Raw genomic sequence first — 19,661 nt, 5'->3', positions numbered from 1 at the left:
CCTGGCGCTGTGCCGGCGCCGTGTGCAGGATGGGCGTTATCGGCGGTGCGAACCCACATCGATCGTTCGCGCCGGCCAGAGGTTCAAACGCTTGCCGACGTCCGACGCGGCACGCTCGCGCCGCAGGCCACGCAGAGCGCCCCAAACATCAACTGGCCCAGATGCCAGAGCGCAGCCTGCGCGTGAGCGGAACAGGATCTGCCCGGTCTGCGGCCAGGTGTAGAGGCTGATCGCGCTGAAGTAGACCCTCACGCAACCGACGATCACTGGCAAAGCGGCGATCACTGCATCCACGGACGGATGTCGTCTCAGCGTCATTCGCGCGCGGTGGTCAGCCGCTCGGCCACCCAGCGTTCGGCAAAGCCGTCGCCGCGGGCGTTTTCCAGAAAGCCGCAATGCCCGCCCCAGCGTGCGATTTCCAGCTTTGCATGCGCCGGCAACTGCCAGGCGGCGAAATCGGCGAACGGAATCACCGGGTCGTCTTCGGCCATCAGGATGTCGACCGGCACCTGCAGGTTGGCCAGGCGTTGGCCGGCAATCGAGTAGCTGTCGAAATACGCTTCCAGCGAGCCGTGTCCGGTGTGTTTCACCGCCAGCCAGGCCATCAGCCCGCGCATGTCCAGCGCCAGGGTGGCGTCGTCGTACCCGTGCTGCTCGGGGAACAGCTTGCGCTTGCGCAGCAGCGATTCGCGCCATTTACGGCGGAAGTACCAGTCGTAGAACTGCGGGCCCTTCTCCAGCTGGGTCATGGTGGCGGCCGGGTCCAGCAACGGGCACACCGCCGCCACGCGCGCCAGCGGCAGGCCGGCGGCGGGCGCACGCAGCGCCAGCCGCAGCGCGAAATTCCCGCCCAGCGAATACCCTGCAGCCAGCAACTGCGGCGCAGGAAAACGCCGCCACAGATCGCCTGCGGCATTGACCACTTCTTCGATGCGGTCGGAGTGGAACAGGTCCACATTGAGATGATGGGTACCGCCGTGGTCGCGGAAGTTCAGCCGGAACACCTGGTAGCCCAGACCGAGCAGGCGCGCGGCGGTCAGGCGCATGTAGTTGGAATCGGCGCTGCCCTCCCAACCATGCAGCAACAGCACGGTGCCGCGCGGTGGCGCATCGCCGGGCGGGATGCTCATCCAACCCTGCAGGCGCACACCGTCGCCGCCATCGAGGATATGTTCGCTGGTGACCGCACCGCTGGCGGCCAGCAACTGGCGACTGCGGATGCGCCGCAAGGCGCTGCTGCCCAGCACCGATTGCACGTGCGGATTGCGCAGCCAGCGCGGCGGCAAGTAATCGGAGGCGTTCATGCGCGCATCGCACCGGCGTTGCGGCTGGCCGCAGGGGAGAGGCGCGTGCGCATCGTCGGCTAGGATTCCATCGCTGCGACGATCCGTTGGCGCGAGGTCTCGGCCATGCGACGGCGGCCTTCGATGTCCAGCGCGCGAATCGGCTCGAGAAAATGCACTTCGGCCAGCCGCGACGGTTCGCCCAGAAGGCGCACGATATTGGCGAAGAAACTCTCGCGCTCACCGAAGGCCACCACCGCCTGCGCGTTGCCGCGCAGCCCGTACCGCAGCGCCACCGGCTGTACCGGCACCCCGGCTTCCACCGCCGCCTGGAAGATGCGCGCATGGAACGGGCCCACTTCGGTACCGCCACGGGTACGGCCTTCCGGGAACACCCCCACCGGCTTGCCGCTTTGCAGGCGCAGCAGCATTTCCTGCAGCACCCCGCCCAGCGATTCGGTATTGCCGCGCTGGTGGAAGATGGTCTGGCCCTTGGTTGCCAGCCAGCCCACCAGCGGCCAGCCGGCGATTTCGCGCTTGGCCACAAACCCCATCACGCGCTGGCTGTGCAGGATGGAGATATCCACCCAGCTGACGTGGTTGGCCACGAACAGGGTCGCGCCCGGTAGCGGCGTTCCGAAGCGGCGCAGGCGGAAGCCGAACACGCGCATCAAGGTGCCCTGCCACCAGCGGATCATCCGCTCCTCCAGGGTGTCGTCGTGCCCGATCCGGATCCGCGCCAGCGCCGGCACCACCACGCACAGCATGGTGACCGGCAGGCCGAGACACAGATGCAGCAACAACAGTGGCACCCGGTAGAGGTACCGGAACCAACGCAACGCGCCGCCAGCGTCGCGCGTGGCGTCCAGGGATGACTCGCTCATTCGACGAACGGAACCGGTAACGGGGGAAGGAGGCGCAACCATTGTGACAGCAGCGTGGCCGCCGCGCAGTGCCGGCAGCGGATGACGCTGTTCCATGCATGCCGCTGCCGGGCGAGCTCAGCCATTGCTGCGCGCGACCACCGCCAGGGTCAATCGCGACACACAGACGCGTTTGCCGGCCGGGTTTTCGATGGTGATGTCCCAGACATGCGTGCTACGCCCCACATGTACCGCCCGTGCAGTGCCGGTCACCAGCCCCTGGGTGGCGGCGCGCAGGTGATTGGCATTGATCTCCAGCCCCACGCAGATCTGGGTCGACATATCCACGCACAGGTTGCCGGCGCTGCTGCCCAGCGTTTCGGCCAGCACCACCGAGGCGCCACCGTGCAGCAGGCCGTAGGGCTGCCTGGTGCGCGCATCCACCGGCATGGTGGCGCGCAGCCAATCGTCACCGGCTTCGGTAAAGACGATGCCCAGATGCTCGATCAAGGTATCGCGGCTGGCGGCATTGAGGGCGGCTAAATCGACGGGTTCGCGGAAGGTCATGGGCTGGGAATGGGGAATGGGGAATGGGGAATGGGGAATGGGAAGCGGGAAGCGGGAAGCGGGAAGCGGGAAGCGGGAAGCGGGAAGCGCTAGAGCATCCCGGCGCCTGGGACGCGATGCAACTGGGCAGTGCTGCCGTCACCTGACCGCATTCGTCGGTGGCACCAATGCACTACGCGACCTTCGCCCGTGACAACTGCAGCCGCTTCGGCGATTTCCGGCGTCCAGGGGCCGATCCGCAGCCAACTGCGTGCATCCAACCACAACGCGCTGCGCCGCGGGCACCGGCTGCTGCGACCCGCGCGGCACGCCAGCCGATCAGAGAATCGGTACCAGCCCGGCGCCGAAGGCGGTCAGCATGCGCACCAGCAGCCACTTCGGGCCGACATTGACCTCCGGAAAATCGCCCACCGCCACATAGCACTGGCGGAACTGAGGGTCCTGCCGCTTGAGCGGGAACGGGCAATCCGGGCCGGGCTGGAACTCGTAGTTGGTGGCGTAGCGCCATGGCCAGAAGTCCAGCACCGGCAAGGCTTCGGAGACCTTGCCCACGCTGTAGTTCAACCCGCTCAGCACCGGCGGCTTTTCGCGCGGCGCCACCGTCCAGGCATTTTCCGGGGCGATGTCGCGTTCGATGCTGGCAGCCAACGCCTGCGCAAAGCGCGCATCGTCGATCACCACGGCCGCTTCGGTGTTGTAGTTCTCGCTGCGCGGGTCGAAGTTGTGCGTACCGATCACGCCGATGCGGCGATCCACCACCAACGACTTGGCGTGCAAGCCCATGCGCGCACCGGCGCGGGTCACCGGCAGCGGCTTGTTGACCGCGCGCGTGCCCAGGAACGAGGGCCGCGTTTCGGTACGCAACACGCGCCGATCGACCTCGCTCCCGCCCGGCGCACGGCCGCCGCCACTGCCACGCAGCACGCTGCCGGCGCTCGCGCTGGCGTTGCCTTCCGGGCCGCTGCTGCCGCGCATCGCATTGCCCGCAGCGCTGCCGCCGATCAGGCGATTGTTGCGGCTGTCCTGATTGACCTCGGAAGCGGGGTTGAGCGGGTCCGGCACCAGGTTGGCGTAATCCACCGGGGCGTCGAGCGGAAACGGCTTGAACTCGTACACGTTGAAGCCCAGCTCGCGCATGTTGCGGCGTTTGAACTTGTACGAGAGCGCATACACGATGGGGTTGTCGGTGGCGGCCAGGCTATTGGTCGACACCACGATGCGCGGCGGCTGCGGGTGTTTGCGCAACGTGCGGAAGATCGCCTGCGCCTGGTCGGACAACACCAGGTACGGGGTCTGCAGCAGCACTTCCTGCTGCGCGCCGGCAATCAGGCCATCCAGTTCCGGCGCCGTGGACACCGCCTTGGCCGCATGTTCCCGGCGGTGCTTTTGCGGCAGATCGGCCACGTACAGCACACGTTGCACCGGCATGGCCGGAGTCACGAAGGCGTCGCGCACGAATTGCGGGTCGCGCGCTTCGCGGTCCACCCGTGCCACCCGGTCGGGCCGGCGGAACTCGGCCGGCGGCATCGTCGGCACGCCCTGCTCCAGCAGCAGGCGCCCGACATCGTTCAGACGCTCGGCCGGGACGCTGCGCCGGGCGCGCCAGAACGCATCGAAATTGGCGGCCATGGCGCGCACTTCCGGCCCGGCCAGAATCACGTCACGGTCGCGGAAGTTGTACTCGCTGTCCCAGTCGTAATAGTCGTCCTGGTAATTGCGCCCACCGACCACGCCCAGCACGTCGTCCACCACCAGCAGCTTGTTGTGCATGCGCTGGTTGAAGCGGCGGAAGCAACACAGCACGCTGCCGGCATAGTCGAAGTAATTGAGTTTGACCTTGCCGAAGGTGGGGTTGTAGATGCGCAGCTGCAGGTTTTCATGACTGCTGACCAGCGCACCGAGAATCTGCAGATCGGCGATCGCCGACAACTGATCGATCAGGATGCGCACCTTGACCCCGCGTTGGGCGGCGTCCACCAGTGCGTCCAGCACCATGCGCGCGCTGTCGTCCTTGTCGAAGATGTAGGTCTGCAGATCGATGCTGCGGGTGGCGCTGCGGATCAGGTTGAGCCGGGCCACCAGCGATTCTTCGCCGTGGTCGACGATGGTGGCGTAATGCCGCGGCGCCGCCGGTGTGGAGGCGGTCATCGCCTCCCCGCCCAGCGCGCGCAATGGCGAGGGTTGCGCACAGCGATCGGCCTGGCTGCAATTGACTACAGTGCTGCGCGCCGCGGCAGCGACACCGGCGGCAAGGTTGCGTTCGGTTTGTGACAGGCTGGCGCATCCGGTGCCGAGCAACAACGTTGCCAGCACGCACACCCTCAACAGGTACTTCACGGGCGCCGCGCCTCCTGCAGGCGCCCACGCAGAATGAACGTCACCCTGTCGCCCAGGGCCATCTGCCACGCATTCATTCCGTAACGTCCACGCAGGACCGTCCCTCGACTGATCACGTCGCAATCATAGCCCGGCCGCGTGCATTCGGCCGGCACCACATGCAGCGTTTCCAGATGGGTGATTCCGCGGATGGTCAGGTTGCCGACGATGTCGCCCCCCTGCTTCACCACTTCGTCGACATACGGCAGCGACTCGAATTCGACGACCGGGTACTGCGCAACGTCGAAAAAATCTTCCCCGCGCATCCAGCTGGTGTAGCGGTCCTTGCCGGGGATCTCCACCTGAGTGGCGTCCAGCCGGAAGCGCACCTGCTGACGCCCGTCGGCCAAGGTCACCACGTCACCGCGAAAACGCGGGAAAAACCCCTCGATCTTCATTCCGAAGCGCGTCTTGATCTCGAACCCGAAGCGCGATTGCGCCGGGTCGATGGACTGCACCTTCTGCTGCGCCATGCAGGGGAACACGACCCAGAGCGCGAGCCAGGCGTACCAGCGCAGCGACGATGACACGGATCAGGGCCACCAGAAGGCGGTCAGGCGGGCGATGCCCGGCTCGATGGTGGCGTCCAGCGGCAAGGCCAGCAACGCGATCGAGGCGGTGGGCATGCCGCGGTAATCGCCGGTCTGGCCGCTGTGCATCAGCGCTGCCAGCCGTTCCAGGCCAGGGTTGTGGCCCACCAGCAGCAGGCGCTCGGCCTCGCGATGTTCGTCCACCAGGCTGGCCAGGGTGCCGGGCGTGGCCTCATAGATGCGTTCGTCCAGCCGTTGTTCGATGTAGCCGGTGAGCTCGAGCACCGCCTCCAGGGTTTCGCGGGCGCGGCGGGCCGGGGAGCACAGCACCCGGTCGGGCACCAGCCGCTGCTCGCGCAGCCAACGCCCGGCCGCCTCGGCCTCGGCGATGCCGTGCGGCGACAGCGGGCGATCGAAATCGGCCTGGCCGGTATCGGCCGGTTCGGCGTGGGCATGTCGCAACAAGATCAATTCGCGCATAGGAACTTTCCGGTTCTAGGACTTCTTGAGCCACTTGAACAGCGGCTCCCAGTCCTGTTGATGGTCGCGCACCTGCGCCGAGCGGTAGTCGAACAAGCTGCGTCCCAGCCCGGCCATCACCACATAGGCCTGGGTGTCGCGCAGTTGGGTCACCAGCGGATACGGCCAGTTGCCGATCATGTCGGCGGCCTGTTGCGAGGTCTGGGTCCAGGGACGGGCACGATTGAGCACCAGGCCCACCGGCAGTTTGCGCTGATGCACGCGCGGCACCTTGGCCAGCGTGTTGAGAAAGCCGACCACCGCTTCGATATCCAGCGCCGAGGACAACACCGGTACCACGATGGCATCGACGTGGTCGAGAAATCCGCTCAGGTCGTCGGCCATGGCACCGGCCGGCGCATCGACGATCAGGGCATCGGTGCCGTCCGGCACGGCGCTCTGCCAGCTGCGGCGCTTGGTGGCGTCGATCGGCAAGACCGCACTTTCCAGGCTGGCGCGGCGCTCTGCCCAGCGGGTGGACGAGCCTTGCGGATCGGCATCTGCCAGCACGGTGCGCTGGCCTTGCAACGCCGCATGTGCGGCCAGATTGGTGGCGATCGTGGTCTTGCCGACGCCGCCTTTGGAGGCGGCCACCAGGACTGTCTTCATGCACGCCTCGCTTCCGGGAGCAAGCCGGCAGCGTACACCGCGGCAAGGTGAGGAAGTAGTCGAAACGCGTTAAACGCACTGCTGCGGGACAGGCAACGACAGCGCAGACCTTCAGCCGATGCGCGCAAGGCCTTGCGCCGCAGCTGTGCGTGGCAACGATGGAAGCCTGGCACGGCGCAAGATCGTCCACGCGTATCGCTCAGCCGCGGCGTCGCAATGCAGCATGGCGCCGATGTTGCAGGTGTTGGCGTACCACAGCCCGAACAAGCGCAAGCGTGTGCCTGCGGCGCCAGCGCGCTCTGGCTGCTGCGAGCGTTACGGTTTCACGCCACCAGCCGCGCCAGCAGCCAGGCCCACGCAGGCAGCGTCAGCAACGACAGCAGGATGCTGTAGCCGACCATCGCTGCAGCCAGGCGCGGGGCCAGCCGGTGCGAAATGGCCAGCGCGGCGGCGGTGATCATGGTGGGCATGGCCGATTCGAGCACGTTGGTCTGCAGCATCTGCCCATGCAGGCCCAGCCCCCAGGACAACGGCAAGGCCAGGACCGGCATCAGCAGCAGCTTGAACACCAGGCCCACCGCCAAGGGCTTGAGTTCGTCGGCAGGCAGGCGCAGCTGCAGCGAAAAGCCCACCGACAGCATCACCAGCGGCAACATCGCATCGGCCAGGTTCTTCAGGCCCGAGCCAATCCAGGCCGGCGGTTGCTCGGGCATCAGGGTCAAGGCGAACAGCAGCGCCCACAACGGCGGGAACTGCAGCACGCGCATCGCGATCAGCCGTGCGGTCGGCGGGGTGTCGCCGCTGTACCGGGCCAGCACATACAGCCCGAACGTGGACAGCAACACGAAGGTGCCGAACTGGTCGTAGACCACTGCATACGGCAGCGCGTGATCGCCGATCAGCGCGCGCACCATCGGAAAGCCGATGAAGCTTGAATTGGTAAACACCACACACATCAGCAGCGCGGCGTATTCGGCGCGGCCCAAGCGCAACAGGCGGCTGCAACCCCACAGCAACGGCACGATGATGGCGGTCAGCAGCCATGGCGTGGCAATCACCCCACCGAGCGAAGCATCCAGATGCAGGCGCGGGACATAGGTCAGCACCGACGCCGGCAGGCAGATGTACAGCACGATGCGGTTGAGCACATCGGCGCTGTTGTCCGGCAACACCCGCAGGCGGGCGAACAGCAGGCCCAGCCCCAACATGGCCAGAATCAAGGCAAATGCATCTACCGCCATGCGCGATCGTGTCCGTTGGAAAGCGATGCACAGGATCGCATAGCGCGCGGTGCGCGCATCGGTGGATGCGTTGGCCTGGCTGGGGTGCAAGGTGCACGCCACCCGAGCTCCGGTCACCGCGGAGCTGCCACGACCGCATCGTTTCCCTATGCGGAAGCCAGCGTATCGAACACGCGGCGCCCTCGCCGCTCCGGACAATGCGTTGGTCAAACACGTCCTTGCACCGTGTTCCGCGATGGTGGGCGGACCAGGCCGTGGAGCAAGCTTGCAGCGCCGAGTGCGCGACACGCCGTGAACCCGTCCGTGGAGGCTCGATGGCGGGATCCATGCCGCCAACGGTCCCGCGATCGGCAAGCACAGCGCATCAGACAGTTCGTTGGTGACTCGATTGAAGGAGCGAGGACGCCGCGCCAGCCAGGCGACCTGCTGCTGTCTTAGCTCTGCGCATCGACCATCTCAACTGGTCCTTGCGCCCGCCGTCGCGGGACCTTACGCGGCACGGCTGCCGCGCAAGCGCTTACAAAAACGTACTTGCAGCGTGTCCTGCGATGGTGGGCGGACAAGGACCCCGCAGCCACGCCACAGACCAACGCGTTGCTCTCCCGCATCGACTTCGCAACGTCGGCACGCCAAAGTTTTGAGTCGTGACTGCGATCAGGCGCAGACCTGCTCAGCCTTTCACCGAACTCGCGGAATCAACGTTAGACGTCTTCGTTTCAAGTAGGCGGCAGGCCGACGCGCCAGATGGCGCCTGGCGTATCGGCAAATGGCGGCAACCGGTCGATTCACTGCACAAGCCGCGCTGCAGGAACTCCCGCAGCGCGGCGAAGCGCTTACGGAAACGCTGGCGGGTTGGCCTGCCAGGCCGCAAAGACCTCGGCCAGGCTGGCGCGCTCTGCCTCGCGCCATTCCGGCAACAGGCTGGCGTAGTTGGCGGTACTGCTCCAACGGTCCGGCCAGGTGCGCACGGCTGCGGCATACCACTCGACCGCCTCCTGCTTGCGTCCGGCGCGCCAGAGCGCCAGTGCAGCCGTGGTCGGCAGCCATTCCGGCGTGGCCGGACGGCCATTGGCCAGGTTGGCCCATTGCTGCAGCGCCTTGTCGGGCTGGTCGGCACGCAGCAGGTCCCATCCATAGTTCCAGGTGATGGCCCGGTACTGCTGGCTGCCGTTGGAGACCAGCGCCAGCGCGCCCTGATACAACTCATCGCCCAACTGGGTGCGCCCACCGGCGTAGGCCAGCGCCGCCAACTGCGCGCGCGGGTCGGCCGCGCGGGCGTCACGTTGCACCATCGCCGCCAGCCGGTCGACCACTGCATCGCCCTGGCCCTGTACGGCCACCACGGCCTTGGTGGTACCGCGGTCTTCGTCGAAATAGAACTCCTTGGGCTTGGGCAAGCTCTGCGCCTGCGCCAACGACCACACCCCTCCGAGCAGGGCCAGAGCGGCCCACGCGTATTTCCTTTTCACTGTGTTTTCCCCTGACAGCAAACGACCCCTTCCCGTCCCCATCCTACCCGCAGCGCGTCGGCTGCGCATCCGCACAGGGACGGGCGCGGAAAAGCTGACTGTTACACTTTGCACCGCCGTTTTGGAATCCGTCGGGTGCGTCAGATAGTTTCAGATGACATGCACCGGGGCCCAGCCACCCTTTCCGGGCACGCCATGACCAGTACCGCTGCGCTTTCTTCTCCCGACTCTGCCAACACGCCGGAGCTCGGCCGGGTGGATGCGGACTACACGCTGGACCACAAGTACACGCGCACCGATGGGCGCATCTACCTGTCCGGTGTGCAGGCGCTGGTGCGGCTGCCGCTGCTGCAGCGCCTGCGCGATGACGCTGCCGGGCTGGAGACCGCCGGCTTCATCAGCGGCTACCGCGGCAGCCCGCTGGGCGGGCTGGACCTGGAACTGTGGCGGGCGCGCAAACACCTGGACGCGGCCAAGGTCACCTTCACTCCAGGTCTGAACGAGGACCTTGCCGCCACCATGGTGTGGGGCACCCAGCAAACCAACCTGTTCCCCGGCGCGAACGTGCAGGGCGTCTACGGCATGTGGTACGGCAAAGGGCCGGGCGTGGACCGCAGCGGCGACGTCTTCAAGCACGGCAATGCCGCCGGCACCTCGCCGTTTGGCGGCGTGCTGGCGCTGGCCGCCGACGACCATGCCTGCCGCAGCTCGACCCTGCCGCACGGGTCCGAAGACGAATTCGTCAGCGCGATGATGCCCATCCTCAATCCGGCCGGAGTACAGGACATCCTGGACATGGGCCTGCTTGGCTGGGCGATGAGCCGCTACACCGGGCGCTGGATCGGCTTCAAGACGATTGCCGAAACGGTGGAATCGTCCGCCTCGGTGGACGTGGACCCGTTCGCGCGCACCATCGTGCTGCCGGAGGATTTCGCACTGCCGCCGGGCGGCTTGAGCATCCGCTGGCCGGACCCGCCGGTGGACCAGGAGATGCGCCTGCACCGGTATGCGATCGCCGCCGCGCAAGCCTTTGCGCGCGCAAACCACATCGACAAGGTGGTGCTGGATTCACCAAATGCGCGACTGGGTATCGTCACCACCGGCAAGAGCTACCTGGACGTGCTGCAGGCGCTGGAATACCTGGGCCTGGACGCGCAGGCCTGCGCGCAGATCGGCATCCGCGTTTACAAGGTCGGCATGACCTGGCCGCTGGAGCCGGCAGGGATCAGCGCGTTTGCGCAGGGGCTTGAAGACATCGTGGTGGTGGAAGAGAAAAAGGCCTTCATCGAGCGCCAGATGAAGGAACTGTTCTACAACTGGCCGGCCAGCGCCGGCGCGCGGCCGAGCATTGTCGGCAAGTACGATGAGCAGGGCGCGTGGATCCTGCCGTCCACCGGCGAACTGACGCCGGCCACCATCGCGGCGGTGATCGGCAGGCGCATCCTGCGCCTGCTGCAATCGAGCACGATCAATACCGATTCGATCCAGCAGCGGCTGCGCTGGATGGACGCCAAGGAAGCGGAAATGGCTTTGCCGCGCGCGCAATTCCCGCGCGTGCCGCATTACTGCTCCGGCTGCCCTCACAACACCTCCACCGCCGTGCCGGAAGGCTCGCGCGCGCTGGGCGGTATCGGTTGCCACTACATGGTGACCTGGATGAACCGAGCCACCGACACCTTCACCCACATGGGCGGCGAAGGTGTCACGTGGTCCGGGCAGGCGCCGTTTACCGACACCCCGCACGTGTTCCAGAACCTGGGCGATGGCACGTATTTCCATAGCGGCTCGCTGGCGATCCGGCAGTCGGTCGCCACCGGCGTCAACATCACCTACAAGATTCTCTACAACGATGCGGTGGCGATGACCGGCGGGCAGCCGGTGGACGGCACGCTCACCGTGCCGGACATCGCCCACCAGCTGCGCGCCGAAGGCATCCATGAGATTGCGGTGGTCAGCGACGACATCGGCAAGTGGACGCGGCGGCGCGAGCTGTTTCCGCCTGAGGTCGCGTTTCACGATCGTGGCGAACTGGATGCCGTGCAGCAGCATCTGCGCACCGTCAAGGGCGTGTCGATCCTGATCTTCGACCAGACCTGCGCCACCGAGAAACGCCGCCGTCGCAAGCGCGGCAAGCTGGTCGATCCGCCAAAGCGGGTGATGATCAATTCGCTGGTGTGCGAAGGCTGCGGCGATTGCGGCGAGAAAAGCTTTTGCGTGTCGGTGTTGCCGAAGGAAACCGAATTCGGGCGCAAGCGCCAGATCGACCAGTCCAACTGCAACAAGGATTATTCGTGCGTCGCGGGCTTTTGCCCGAGCTTTGTCACCGTGCATGGCGGTGCCCCGCGCAAGGGCAAGCGGCGCGACGCCAGCACGCTGCTGGACACGCTTCCCTCACCGCCCAAGCGCACCGCGCTGGAACGGCCCTGGAACATCCTGATCACCGGCGTCGGCGGCACCGGCGTGGTGACCATCGGCGCGCTGCTCGGCATGGCCGGGCACCTGGAAGGCAAGGGCGCCACGGTGCTGGACCAGACCGGCCTGGCACAGAAAGGCGGCGCGGTGACCACGCATATCCGCATCGCACGCCAGCCCGCCGACATCCACGCCGTGCGCATCGCCGCCGGCGAAGCAGACCTGGTGCTGGGCTGCGACATGGTGGTGGTCAACGATTATTGGGCGCTCTCCAAGGTGCGCGATGGCCGCACCCAGGTGGTGCTCAACACCTACGAAGCAATGCCGGGCACGTTCACCACGCAACCGGACCTGCAGTTTCCCGCTGCCGAGATCATCGCCGGTGTGCGCACTGCGCTCGGTGGCCAGGAGCCGTTGTTGCTGGATGCCACGCAGCTGGCAACGGCGTTGCTGGGCGACGCCATCGCCAGCAATCTGTTCGTGCTTGGCTACGCGTGGCAGCACGGGTTGGTGCCGCTATCGCATGCGGCGCTGATGCGCGCGATCGAACTCAATGGTGCAGCCGTTGCGATGAATCAGCAGGCGTTCGCCTGGGGGCGCCTGGCGGCGATCGATCTGCCGGCGGTGCAACGCGCTGCGGGTCTGGCCGGTGCCGACGCGCCTGCACATCTGCATGGCGATACACCGCATGCACGCGGACCAGGCAGCTGGGAAGAGCACGATCTCAGCGGCCAGAGCGCACCGCGTGCGCTGGCACAGACCGACGGCAGCACGTTGCATGGCGAGGTCGCTGCACCGGCCGCGCCGCTCGACGACGAGCAGTTGGCGCATTCGCTGGACGAGGCCATCGCGCGTCGCGTCGCGTTCCTGACCGACTACCAGGATGCGGCCTACGCGCAGCGTTATCGCAGCCTGGTCGAGCGCGTACGCACGCACGAGCTGCAGCGCGTGCCCGGCAGCAGCGCACTGACCGAGGCGGTGGCCCGGTACGCCTTCAAGCTGATGGCCTACAAGGACGAGTACGAGGTGGCGCGGCTGTATACGCGTGGCGATTTCCAGCGCCGGTTGCAACAACAGTTCGAGGGCGACTACACGCTGCGCTTCCACCTGGCGCCGCCGTTGCTGGCAAAGAAAGACGCACACGGCAACCTGATCAAACGCGAGTACGGGCCGTGGATGTTCACCGCCTTCAAGCTGCTGGCGCGGTTGAAGTTCCTGCGTGGCGGCAAGTTCGACGTCTTCGGCTACAGCGAAGAACGGCGTGGCGAGCGTCGGCTGATTGCCGATTACAGCGCAACCGTGGACATGCTGCTGGAACGGCTGGATGCCGATAACGTGGGCTTGGCCGCGCAGATCGCCAGCATTCCGGAACACATTCGCGGCTATGGCCACGTCAAGCATGCGCATCTGCAGGAAGCCAGGGCGCGCGAAGCCGCGCTGCTGGCGCAGTGGCGTAATCCCAAGGCGTTGCACGTGGTGCAGGCGGCCTGATGTCACCGAACGATTACATCCTTTTGATGTAGTCGCTCGGCGACATTCGGTTTAATCCCGCTACATACGGCAGCTGGCGCATCCACTCAATGGGGCTTCAGTCGAAATGCGGCCCACGCATCAGTCGAATCGGTCCGCGTGCGGTGGCAGGGTCCACAGTTCGACCCTGCTGGGTGATCCGTACCAGGCCTCTGCCTGCGGCAGCTGCGGCCACCGCACGCACCTGGGGCATCAGGCTTCGCCACACCGCCGCGTCATCGCTCAAGGCACGCGCGACTTCCGAGGGACAGATCGATTGCTCGGGCCGACGTTGCGCAAGCAGGTGCCGGATCAACGCGGCCACCTGCGCATCATCGGGCGACTGCACGCCCGCCCCGCGGGATCACAATGGGCGCAGCAGGCGCAGGCCGAACCAATCCTTGGCATCGTTCCAGCCGTGGGTGACCTTGAGCCCGGCTGCGGCAGCCAGTTCGGCAAAGCGCGCGTCGGTGTATTTGCAGCTGTATTCGACCTGCATCGCTTCGCCTTCGGCAAACGCGATGTCCTTGCCGCCAACCTGCACGCGCTGCGCGCGTTGGCTGATCAGGAAGGTTTCGATGCGGCCGCGCTCACGGACATACACCGCGTGGTGACGGAAACCGTCCAGATCGAAATCGCTCCCGATCTCGCGATTGAGCCGCGCCAGCAGGTTCAAGGTGAACTCGGCGGTGATACCGGCTGCGTCGTTGTAGGCCGCTTCGATCAGCCCGGCGTCCTTGTCCAGATCGATGCCGATCAGGGCGCAACCGTCGCTGCCCATGGTCTGGCGCATCGCGTCCAGCAGTTCGATCGCCGCCGCATCGGCGAAATTGCCGAGCGTGGAGCCGGGGAAGAACACCACGTGCCGCCGCGCCGGGCGCTGCGCATCGGGCAGGCGCAGCGGCTTGGTGAAGTCGGTGCACACCGGCAACATCTGGATCTGCGGAAATTGCTGGGCCAGCCGCGCAGTGCTTTCCAGCAGCGCGGTGCGCGAGATTTCCAGCGGCGTGTAGGCCACCACATCGCGCAGGCCCTGCAGCAGCAATTCGGTCTTGCGGCCGCTGCCGCTGCCGTATTCGACCACATGCACGCCGGCGCCGATCGCCTGTGCGATCGAGCCCATGCTGGCTTCCAGCAAACCCAGCTCGGTCCTGGTGAGGTAATACTCCGGCTGCTGCGTAATGGCTTCGAACAGTTGCGAGCCGCGCGCATCGTAGAAATATTTCGACGGCAGCGTCTTGGGCGTTTGCGACAACCCCGCCAGTGCATCGGCGGTGATGTCGTCCGGCTGCGGGCGCAGGTCGGTCAGCGCGGCGTGCGCGCGTTGCAGGGCATGGGCGGCGGCGTTCAAGGCAGATCCTTGGCAAGGCGCACGCCGGCAAACTGCCAACGCGCATCGGAGGGGAAAAAGTTGCGGTAACTGGCACGCAGATGGCTGGCCGGGCTGGCGCAACTGCCACCACGCAAGACCCATTGCGCATTCATGAATTTGCCGTTGTATTCGCCCAGCGACCCGGGCCACGGGGTAAAGCCTGGATACGGCAGGTACGCACTACCGGTCCACTCCCAGACATCGCCGAACAGCTGCTGGATGCCGGTGTCCACTGCTTCGGCGCCACGCGGATGCAACGCATCGGTGTCGACGAAATTGCCCTGTACCGGCACGCCGGTCGCTGCCTGCTCCCACTCGGCTTCGGTGGGAAGGCGCGCACCGGCCCAGCGCGCGAACGCATCGGCTTCGAACAGGCTCAGGTGACAGACCGGCGCGTGTGGATCGCGCGTGCGCCAGCCGTCCAGCGTGAACTCGCGGCCATCGGCATCCCAATACAAGGGATGTTGCCAACCCTGCGCCTGCACCATCGCCCAGCCATCGCTGAGCCAGGCACCGGCACTGCGGTAGCCGCCGTCATCGATGAATTGCTGGAACTCGGCGTTGGTGACCACACGGCTGGCCAGCGCATGCGCACCGACCAGCACGCGATGGCGTGGCGATTCGTTGTCGTAGGCGAAGCTGTCGGCCTGTGGCCATGCAGCGGCGCCGATCTGGACGATCTGCTCGTCGCGCGCATGCCAGCGCAGCGGGCTGGCAACGGCCGCAGGCGGTGTGGGCAGGTCACGGTAGGCCGGCTGCAACGGGTTGCTCCACAGCGCATGCTTGATATCGGTCAGCAGCAACTCCTGGTGTTGCTGCTCGTGCTGGATGCCGAGCTGCACGACGGTGCAAGCCTGGGCATCGAGCAGGCCCTCGCGCAAGCGCTGCTGCATCTGCCTATCGACCGCAGCACGGTAGTCGCGTACCTGCTGCAACGAGGGGCGCGAAAGCACGCCGCGGCGGGCCCGCGCATGCATCGGCCCCACGCTCTGGTAGTAGCTGTTGAACAGGAAATCCCAGGCCGGGTCGAACACGCGGTACGCCGGATCGGCCTGCAGCACGAAGCGTTCGAAAAACCAGGTGGTGTGGGCCAGATGCCATTTGCTCGGGCTCGCGTCCGGCATGCTCTGCACCATCGCGTCTTCGGCGCTCAAGGGTGCGGCGAGACGGTCGCTCAGCGCGCGGGTCTGCGCGTAGCGTTCCAGCAGCGTCAACTGCTGTTGCTGGAGGTGGCCCAGCAGAGGTGAGAGTGCAGACATCGCCCTATGCTTGGGGAGCGCCCGTGAACGTGCCGTGTGGGCAGCGTGGCAGCCAGCGGTAAGCTGTGGGCATGTCATCGCCATCTCTGTCCAGTACGCTTGCTGGGCCCCTCGCGTGGGCCCAGCGTCAGCAGGCGTTCGCGCTGCCTTCCGGGGTCATCCATCTGGATGCGGCGTCGCGTGGTCCGTTGTTGCGCGCCATGCAGACCGTTGCGCACCAGGCGGTCGATGCAATGGCCACACCATGGCGGTTGCCGTTCGATACCTGGTTACAGCAGATCGAGCAGGTGCGCGGACTTGCGGCCGCGCTATTGGACGGCGATGCCGATGCGGTGGCCATGGTGCCCTCGGCCGCGCACGGCCTGGCCACGGCCGCACGCAATCTGCCCGTGCAAGCCGGCGACGCGGTGCTGGTGCTGGAAGGACAATTTCCGTCCAATCTGTTGATCTGGCAGCGCCGCTGCGCAGAGACCGGCGCGCATCTGGTGGCGGTGCCCACCACCGCTGGCGGCAGCTTGACCGATGCAGTGCTGCAGACCATTGCCGACACGCCTGCGCTGCGGATTGCCAGCTTGCCGCATGCGTACTGGCTGGACGGGCGAATGCTGGATCTGGACCGCATCAGTGCCGCCGTGCAGGCACGCGGCGCTGCCCTGGTGCTGGACCTGAGCCAGAGCCTGGGGGTGTTGCCACCGGATCTGCCGCGCTGGCAACCGGATTTCGTAGTCAGCGTCGGGCACAAATGGTTGCTCGGGCCGATGGGATTGGCGTGGCTGTGGGTCGCACCGCAGTGGCGCACGGACGGGCTGCCGATCGAAGAACACTGGATCGGCCGCGATGCGGGCAGCAGTTGGGAATTTCCGGTGGCCAGCGCGCCGCGGTATCGCAGCGGTGCACGCCGATTCGATGCGGGCGGGGTTGCCGACCCATTGCGGGTCGCAATGGCCACGGTGGCCCTGCAACAACTCACCGCGTGGCAGCCGGCGCGCATCGCAGCGGCGTTGGGCGAGTTGACTGCGCATTGGGACGCCGCCCTGCAGGCGCGCGGCGTGGGCAGCTGGTGCACGCCCGGACATGCGCCGCATCTCACCGCACTGCAGCCGCCGGCAGCGGCATTGGATGCGGTGGCAACGGCGCTCGGCGCGAGTGGCGTGATCTGCACGCGTCGGCATGGACGTCTGCGCATCGCGCCACATTTGAGCGTCACCGACCACGCGTTGTCACAGGTCATTGCAGCGCTGCCGGATGGGTGAGGCGGTGCGCAGGCATCGCGGGCCAGGCATCTGCAGCGGTACTGGTTGCAATACATGTACGCAGGCCAACGCGTCGTCAGGCAGCACCGGCAAGGCTCCATCGCAGGCCAGCGCGCTCTACGAACGACAATTGGCGCAAGGATCAGCGGCAGCGAAGCGGCGCGCTCGGTTTTCAGCGATTGAACGCCGCGTCACTGCCGCTGGCTGATCCGCAACCCACGCGGCGTTACCCATCGCTCGGCGCCTTCGAACACCGCCTGCACCAGCAGCGCAAGCACGGCAGCGGGAATGGCGCCTTCCAAAATCAGGCCGATATCGTCCAGGCGGATGCCGGTGAGAATCGGTTGGCCATAGCCGCCCGCACCGATCAGCGCACCCAGCGTGGCGGTGCCCACATTGATCACCGCCGCGGTCTGGATGCCGGCCACGATCGTGCGGCGGGCCAGCGGCAGTTCCACCCGCCACAGGCGTGTCCACGCGGGCAATCCGATGGCGTGCGCAGTCTGGCGCAGTTCGCGTGGGATCGAGGTCAGCCCTGCATGGGTGTTGCGCACGATCGGCAGCAGGCTATACAAGAACAGCGCGGCAATCGCCGGCTTGGCGCCGATGCCGAACAGCGGAATCATGAAGACGAATACCGCCAACGACGGCAGCGTCTGCAGCACACCGGTCAACGACAACACCACCTGCCCCAGACGTGGACGCCGCGCCGCCAGCACGCCCAACGGCAGCGCAAGCAGCAACGCCAGACCCAAAGAAATACCCACCAACGCCAGATGCTCGCGCGTATGCCGCAGCAGCCGCGTCAAACGCGAGTCCGTTTCAGAGGCCGGCGTGACGCCCAGCCAACGCGCGGCAACCGCCGCTTCGGACTGCCGCTCCAGTTTGACCTGTGCATTGAGCCGTTGCATGGTCGCTTCATCGATGCGTCCTTGCACCCCCCGCAAGGCCTGCAGCATCGCCGGCGAGCGGTGCGCCAGATCCTTGCGATACACAAAAATCGCCTGGTAGTCCGGGAAATAATGGCGGTCGTCGCGTAGCACCTGCAGCTGGTAATACGGAATTTCCGCATCGGTGCTGTACAGATCGGTGACCTCGATGGCGCCGCTCTGCAACGCGCGATAGGCCAGGTCGTGATCCAGCCCGGTCGCGGCCTGCGGCAGCGCGTACGCCGCGCGCACGCCCGGCCAGCCATCGGCGCGCTGCATGAACTCATTGCTCAGACCGATCTTGAGGGTGGGATGTCGTGCAAGATCCGACAACGAGGCGATACCCAATGCCTGCGCACGTTCGCGCTTCATACCGAAGGCATAGGTGTTCTGGAAACCCAGCGAATCGGTCATCGCCAGCCCGCGTGCGTCGAGTGCGGCACGCAGCTCGGCCTGGCTGGCGTTGGGCAGTTGCAGCAGCTCCTGTGCCAGCGTGCCGGTGTATTCGGCATACGCGTCGATCTGCCCGGTCTCCAGCGCCCGCCACAGGATGCGCGTGCCACCGAGTTGTGCGCGGTGCTGCACGTCTACACCATCACGTTTGCCGGCGGCGGTGGCGATTTCGCCAAGAATCACCGCTTCGGTGAAATTCTTCGAACCAATGGTGACCTGCGCGGCCTGCGCGCTAACACTGCAGATCAGCCACACCACGGCGATGAGCGCACGCGCCATCATGCGGCATCGCCAATGCTGCGCTGGGCGGTGAGAAAGCGCTGCACGAACGCATCGGCCGGCTGCTCCAGCAGATCGCGCGCACGGCCTTGCTGCACGATGCGGCCGGCGCGCATCAGCACCAGGTTGTCGGCCAGATAGGCGGCTTCGGCCACGTCATGCGTCACCAGCACCACGGTCTTGCCCAGCTGCGCGAACAGTTCGCGCATCTGCGCCTGCAGGTCGTAGCGCACGATGGGATCGAGCGCGCCGAGTGGTTCGTCCAGCAACAAGGCCGGCGGGTCCAGCATCAATGCACGAATCAGCCCTACCCGCTGGCGTTGACCACCGGAGAGTTCGGCCGGGTAGCGCGCCAGCAACTGCGTTGGCAATTGGCACAGGGCGCACAAGACATCCAGACGCGCCTCGATGCGTTCCCGCGCCCAGCCCAGCGTCTGTGCCAGCAAGGTCACGTTGCTGCGTGCATCCAGATGCGGAAACAAGCCGCCTTCCTGGATGACGTAGCCGATGCGTTGCCGTTGCGCCTGCAGGTTGGCGCGCTGCAACGGGGTGCCGTCGAAAGCGACCGTGCCGCTGTCCGGCCACTCCAGCCCGACCAGCATGCGCAGCACGGTGGATTTGCCGGCGCCGCTCGGGCCGATCAATGCGGTCGTGATGCCGCTGGCAAACGTCAGCGAGACAGCATCGAGTGCGATGGCCTGGCCGTAGCGGCGGCTGACCCGGTCGAGAGTGAACATG

Annotated in this window: 16 protein-coding genes and 1 pseudogene; 2 read left to right on the top strand and 15 right to left on the bottom strand. The window is 66.4% G+C overall.

All coding sequences use genetic code 11. The features are described 5' to 3' along the window. Positions 1 to 83 precede the first annotated feature (83 nt). The 10 genes and pseudogenes from ACDH77_RS00880 to ACDH77_RS00835 all read right to left on the bottom strand — a co-directional run bounded on the left by ACDH77_RS00880 (position 84) and on the right by ACDH77_RS00835 (position 9,457). Positions 84 to 318, bottom strand: a pseudogene (locus ACDH77_RS00880) (hypothetical protein). Then, the gene (locus ACDH77_RS00875) at positions 315 to 1,304 is read right to left on the bottom strand and encodes a YheT family hydrolase (protein WP_011345914.1); all 990 of its coding nucleotides are present in this window, start codon (positions 1,302 to 1,304) and stop codon (positions 315 to 317) included. The pseudogene ACDH77_RS00880 and the gene ACDH77_RS00875 overlap by 4 nt, the downstream one beginning before the upstream one ends. 59 nt (positions 1,305 to 1,363) lie before the next feature. After that, positions 1,364 to 2,263 carry a lysophospholipid acyltransferase family protein gene (locus ACDH77_RS00870; RefSeq protein ID WP_007968095.1) on the bottom strand — a complete coding sequence of 300 codons (900 nt, stop codon included), beginning with the start codon at positions 2,261 to 2,263 and terminating at the stop codon, positions 1,364 to 1,366. Positions 2,264 to 2,284: 21 nt separating this feature from the next. After that, positions 2,285 to 2,713, bottom strand: coding sequence for a hotdog fold thioesterase (locus tag ACDH77_RS00865; RefSeq protein ID WP_011345912.1), 429 nt, complete (start codon positions 2,711 to 2,713; stop codon positions 2,285 to 2,287). A gap of 318 nt (positions 2,714 to 3,031) precedes the next feature. After that, positions 3,032 to 5,050: a phospholipase D family protein gene (locus tag ACDH77_RS00860; RefSeq protein ID WP_031420634.1), complete on the bottom strand. Its 2,019-nt coding sequence runs from the start codon at positions 5,048 to 5,050 to the stop codon at positions 3,032 to 3,034. Continuing rightward, a complete protein-coding gene (locus ACDH77_RS00855) occupies positions 5,047 to 5,619 on the bottom strand; it encodes a YceI family protein (protein ID WP_008571534.1) in 573 nt (190 codons plus the stop codon). Before ACDH77_RS00855 ends, ACDH77_RS00860 begins: the two co-directional genes overlap by 4 nt. A 3-nt stretch (positions 5,620 to 5,622) precedes the next feature. After that, positions 5,623 to 6,099, bottom strand: a complete 477-nt coding sequence (locus ACDH77_RS00850; RefSeq protein WP_003488452.1) for a SixA phosphatase family protein — start codon at positions 6,097 to 6,099, stop codon at positions 5,623 to 5,625. Positions 6,100 to 6,114: 15 nt separating this feature from the next. Next, positions 6,115 to 6,747 carry a ParA family protein gene (locus ACDH77_RS00845; RefSeq protein ID WP_011345909.1) on the bottom strand — a complete coding sequence of 211 codons (633 nt, stop codon included), beginning with the start codon at positions 6,745 to 6,747 and terminating at the stop codon, positions 6,115 to 6,117. 323 nt (positions 6,748 to 7,070) lie between these two features. After that, positions 7,071 to 7,988, bottom strand: a complete 918-nt coding sequence (locus tag ACDH77_RS00840) for an AEC family transporter (RefSeq protein ID WP_008571532.1) — start codon at positions 7,986 to 7,988, stop codon at positions 7,071 to 7,073. An 833-nt stretch (positions 7,989 to 8,821) separates the two neighbouring features. After that, positions 8,822 to 9,457 (bottom strand): hypothetical protein, encoded by a 636-nt coding sequence (locus ACDH77_RS00835; protein ID WP_008571529.1) that lies wholly within the window; start codon positions 9,455 to 9,457, stop codon positions 8,822 to 8,824. A gap of 159 nt (positions 9,458 to 9,616) precedes the next feature. Here ACDH77_RS00835 and ACDH77_RS00830 point away from each other — a divergent pair, with 159 nt between their 5' ends. Beyond that, on the top strand, positions 9,617 to 13,360 hold the full coding sequence (locus tag ACDH77_RS00830) for an indolepyruvate ferredoxin oxidoreductase family protein (protein ID WP_209261135.1): 3,744 nt from the start codon (positions 9,617 to 9,619) through the stop codon (positions 13,358 to 13,360). A gap of 97 nt (positions 13,361 to 13,457) precedes the next feature. Here the strand turns inward: ACDH77_RS00830 and ACDH77_RS00825 are convergent, their stop codons facing one another. The 3 genes from ACDH77_RS00825 to egtB are packed head-to-tail and all read right to left on the bottom strand — an operon-like array spanning position 13,458 to position 16,009. Further along, complete coding sequence (locus tag ACDH77_RS00825) at positions 13,458 to 13,727, bottom strand: DUF3253 domain-containing protein (RefSeq protein WP_031420622.1); 270 nt, start codon at positions 13,725 to 13,727, stop codon at positions 13,458 to 13,460. 15 nt (positions 13,728 to 13,742) lie between these two features. Further along, positions 13,743 to 14,729 carry an L-histidine N(alpha)-methyltransferase gene (gene egtD / locus ACDH77_RS00820; protein WP_014088986.1) on the bottom strand — a complete coding sequence of 329 codons (987 nt, stop codon included), beginning with the start codon at positions 14,727 to 14,729 and terminating at the stop codon, positions 13,743 to 13,745. Beyond that, positions 14,726 to 16,009: an ergothioneine biosynthesis protein EgtB gene (gene egtB, locus ACDH77_RS00815; protein ID WP_109290536.1), complete on the bottom strand. Its 1,284-nt coding sequence runs from the start codon at positions 16,007 to 16,009 to the stop codon at positions 14,726 to 14,728. Before egtB ends, egtD begins: the two co-directional genes overlap by 4 nt. A 71-nt stretch (positions 16,010 to 16,080) precedes the next feature. On the opposite strand from egtB, the gene ACDH77_RS00810 reads away from it, so the two are divergent. Then, positions 16,081 to 17,262, top strand: coding sequence for an aminotransferase class V-fold PLP-dependent enzyme (locus ACDH77_RS00810; RefSeq protein ID WP_109290537.1), 1,182 nt, complete (start codon positions 16,081 to 16,083; stop codon positions 17,260 to 17,262). Positions 17,263 to 17,453: 191 nt separating this feature from the next. On the opposite strand, the gene ACDH77_RS00805 is transcribed toward ACDH77_RS00810, so the two are convergent. Together ACDH77_RS00805 and ACDH77_RS00800 are read right to left on the bottom strand one after the other, a co-directional pair. Next, positions 17,454 to 18,926: a glycine betaine ABC transporter substrate-binding protein gene (locus ACDH77_RS00805; RefSeq protein ID WP_014088983.1), complete on the bottom strand. Its 1,473-nt coding sequence runs from the start codon at positions 18,924 to 18,926 to the stop codon at positions 17,454 to 17,456. Then, positions 18,923 to 19,660 (bottom strand): ATP-binding cassette domain-containing protein, encoded by a 738-nt coding sequence (locus ACDH77_RS00800; protein WP_042774052.1) that lies wholly within the window; start codon positions 19,658 to 19,660, stop codon positions 18,923 to 18,925. Before ACDH77_RS00800 ends, ACDH77_RS00805 begins: the two co-directional genes overlap by 4 nt. Position 19,661 lies beyond the last annotated feature (1 nt).

The organism is Xanthomonas axonopodis pv. maculifoliigardeniae, assembly GCF_041519315.1.
Taxonomy (GTDB): domain Bacteria; phylum Pseudomonadota; class Gammaproteobacteria; order Xanthomonadales; family Xanthomonadaceae; genus Xanthomonas; species Xanthomonas euvesicatoria.
This window is presented reverse-complemented; position numbering and strand designations above follow the sequence as displayed.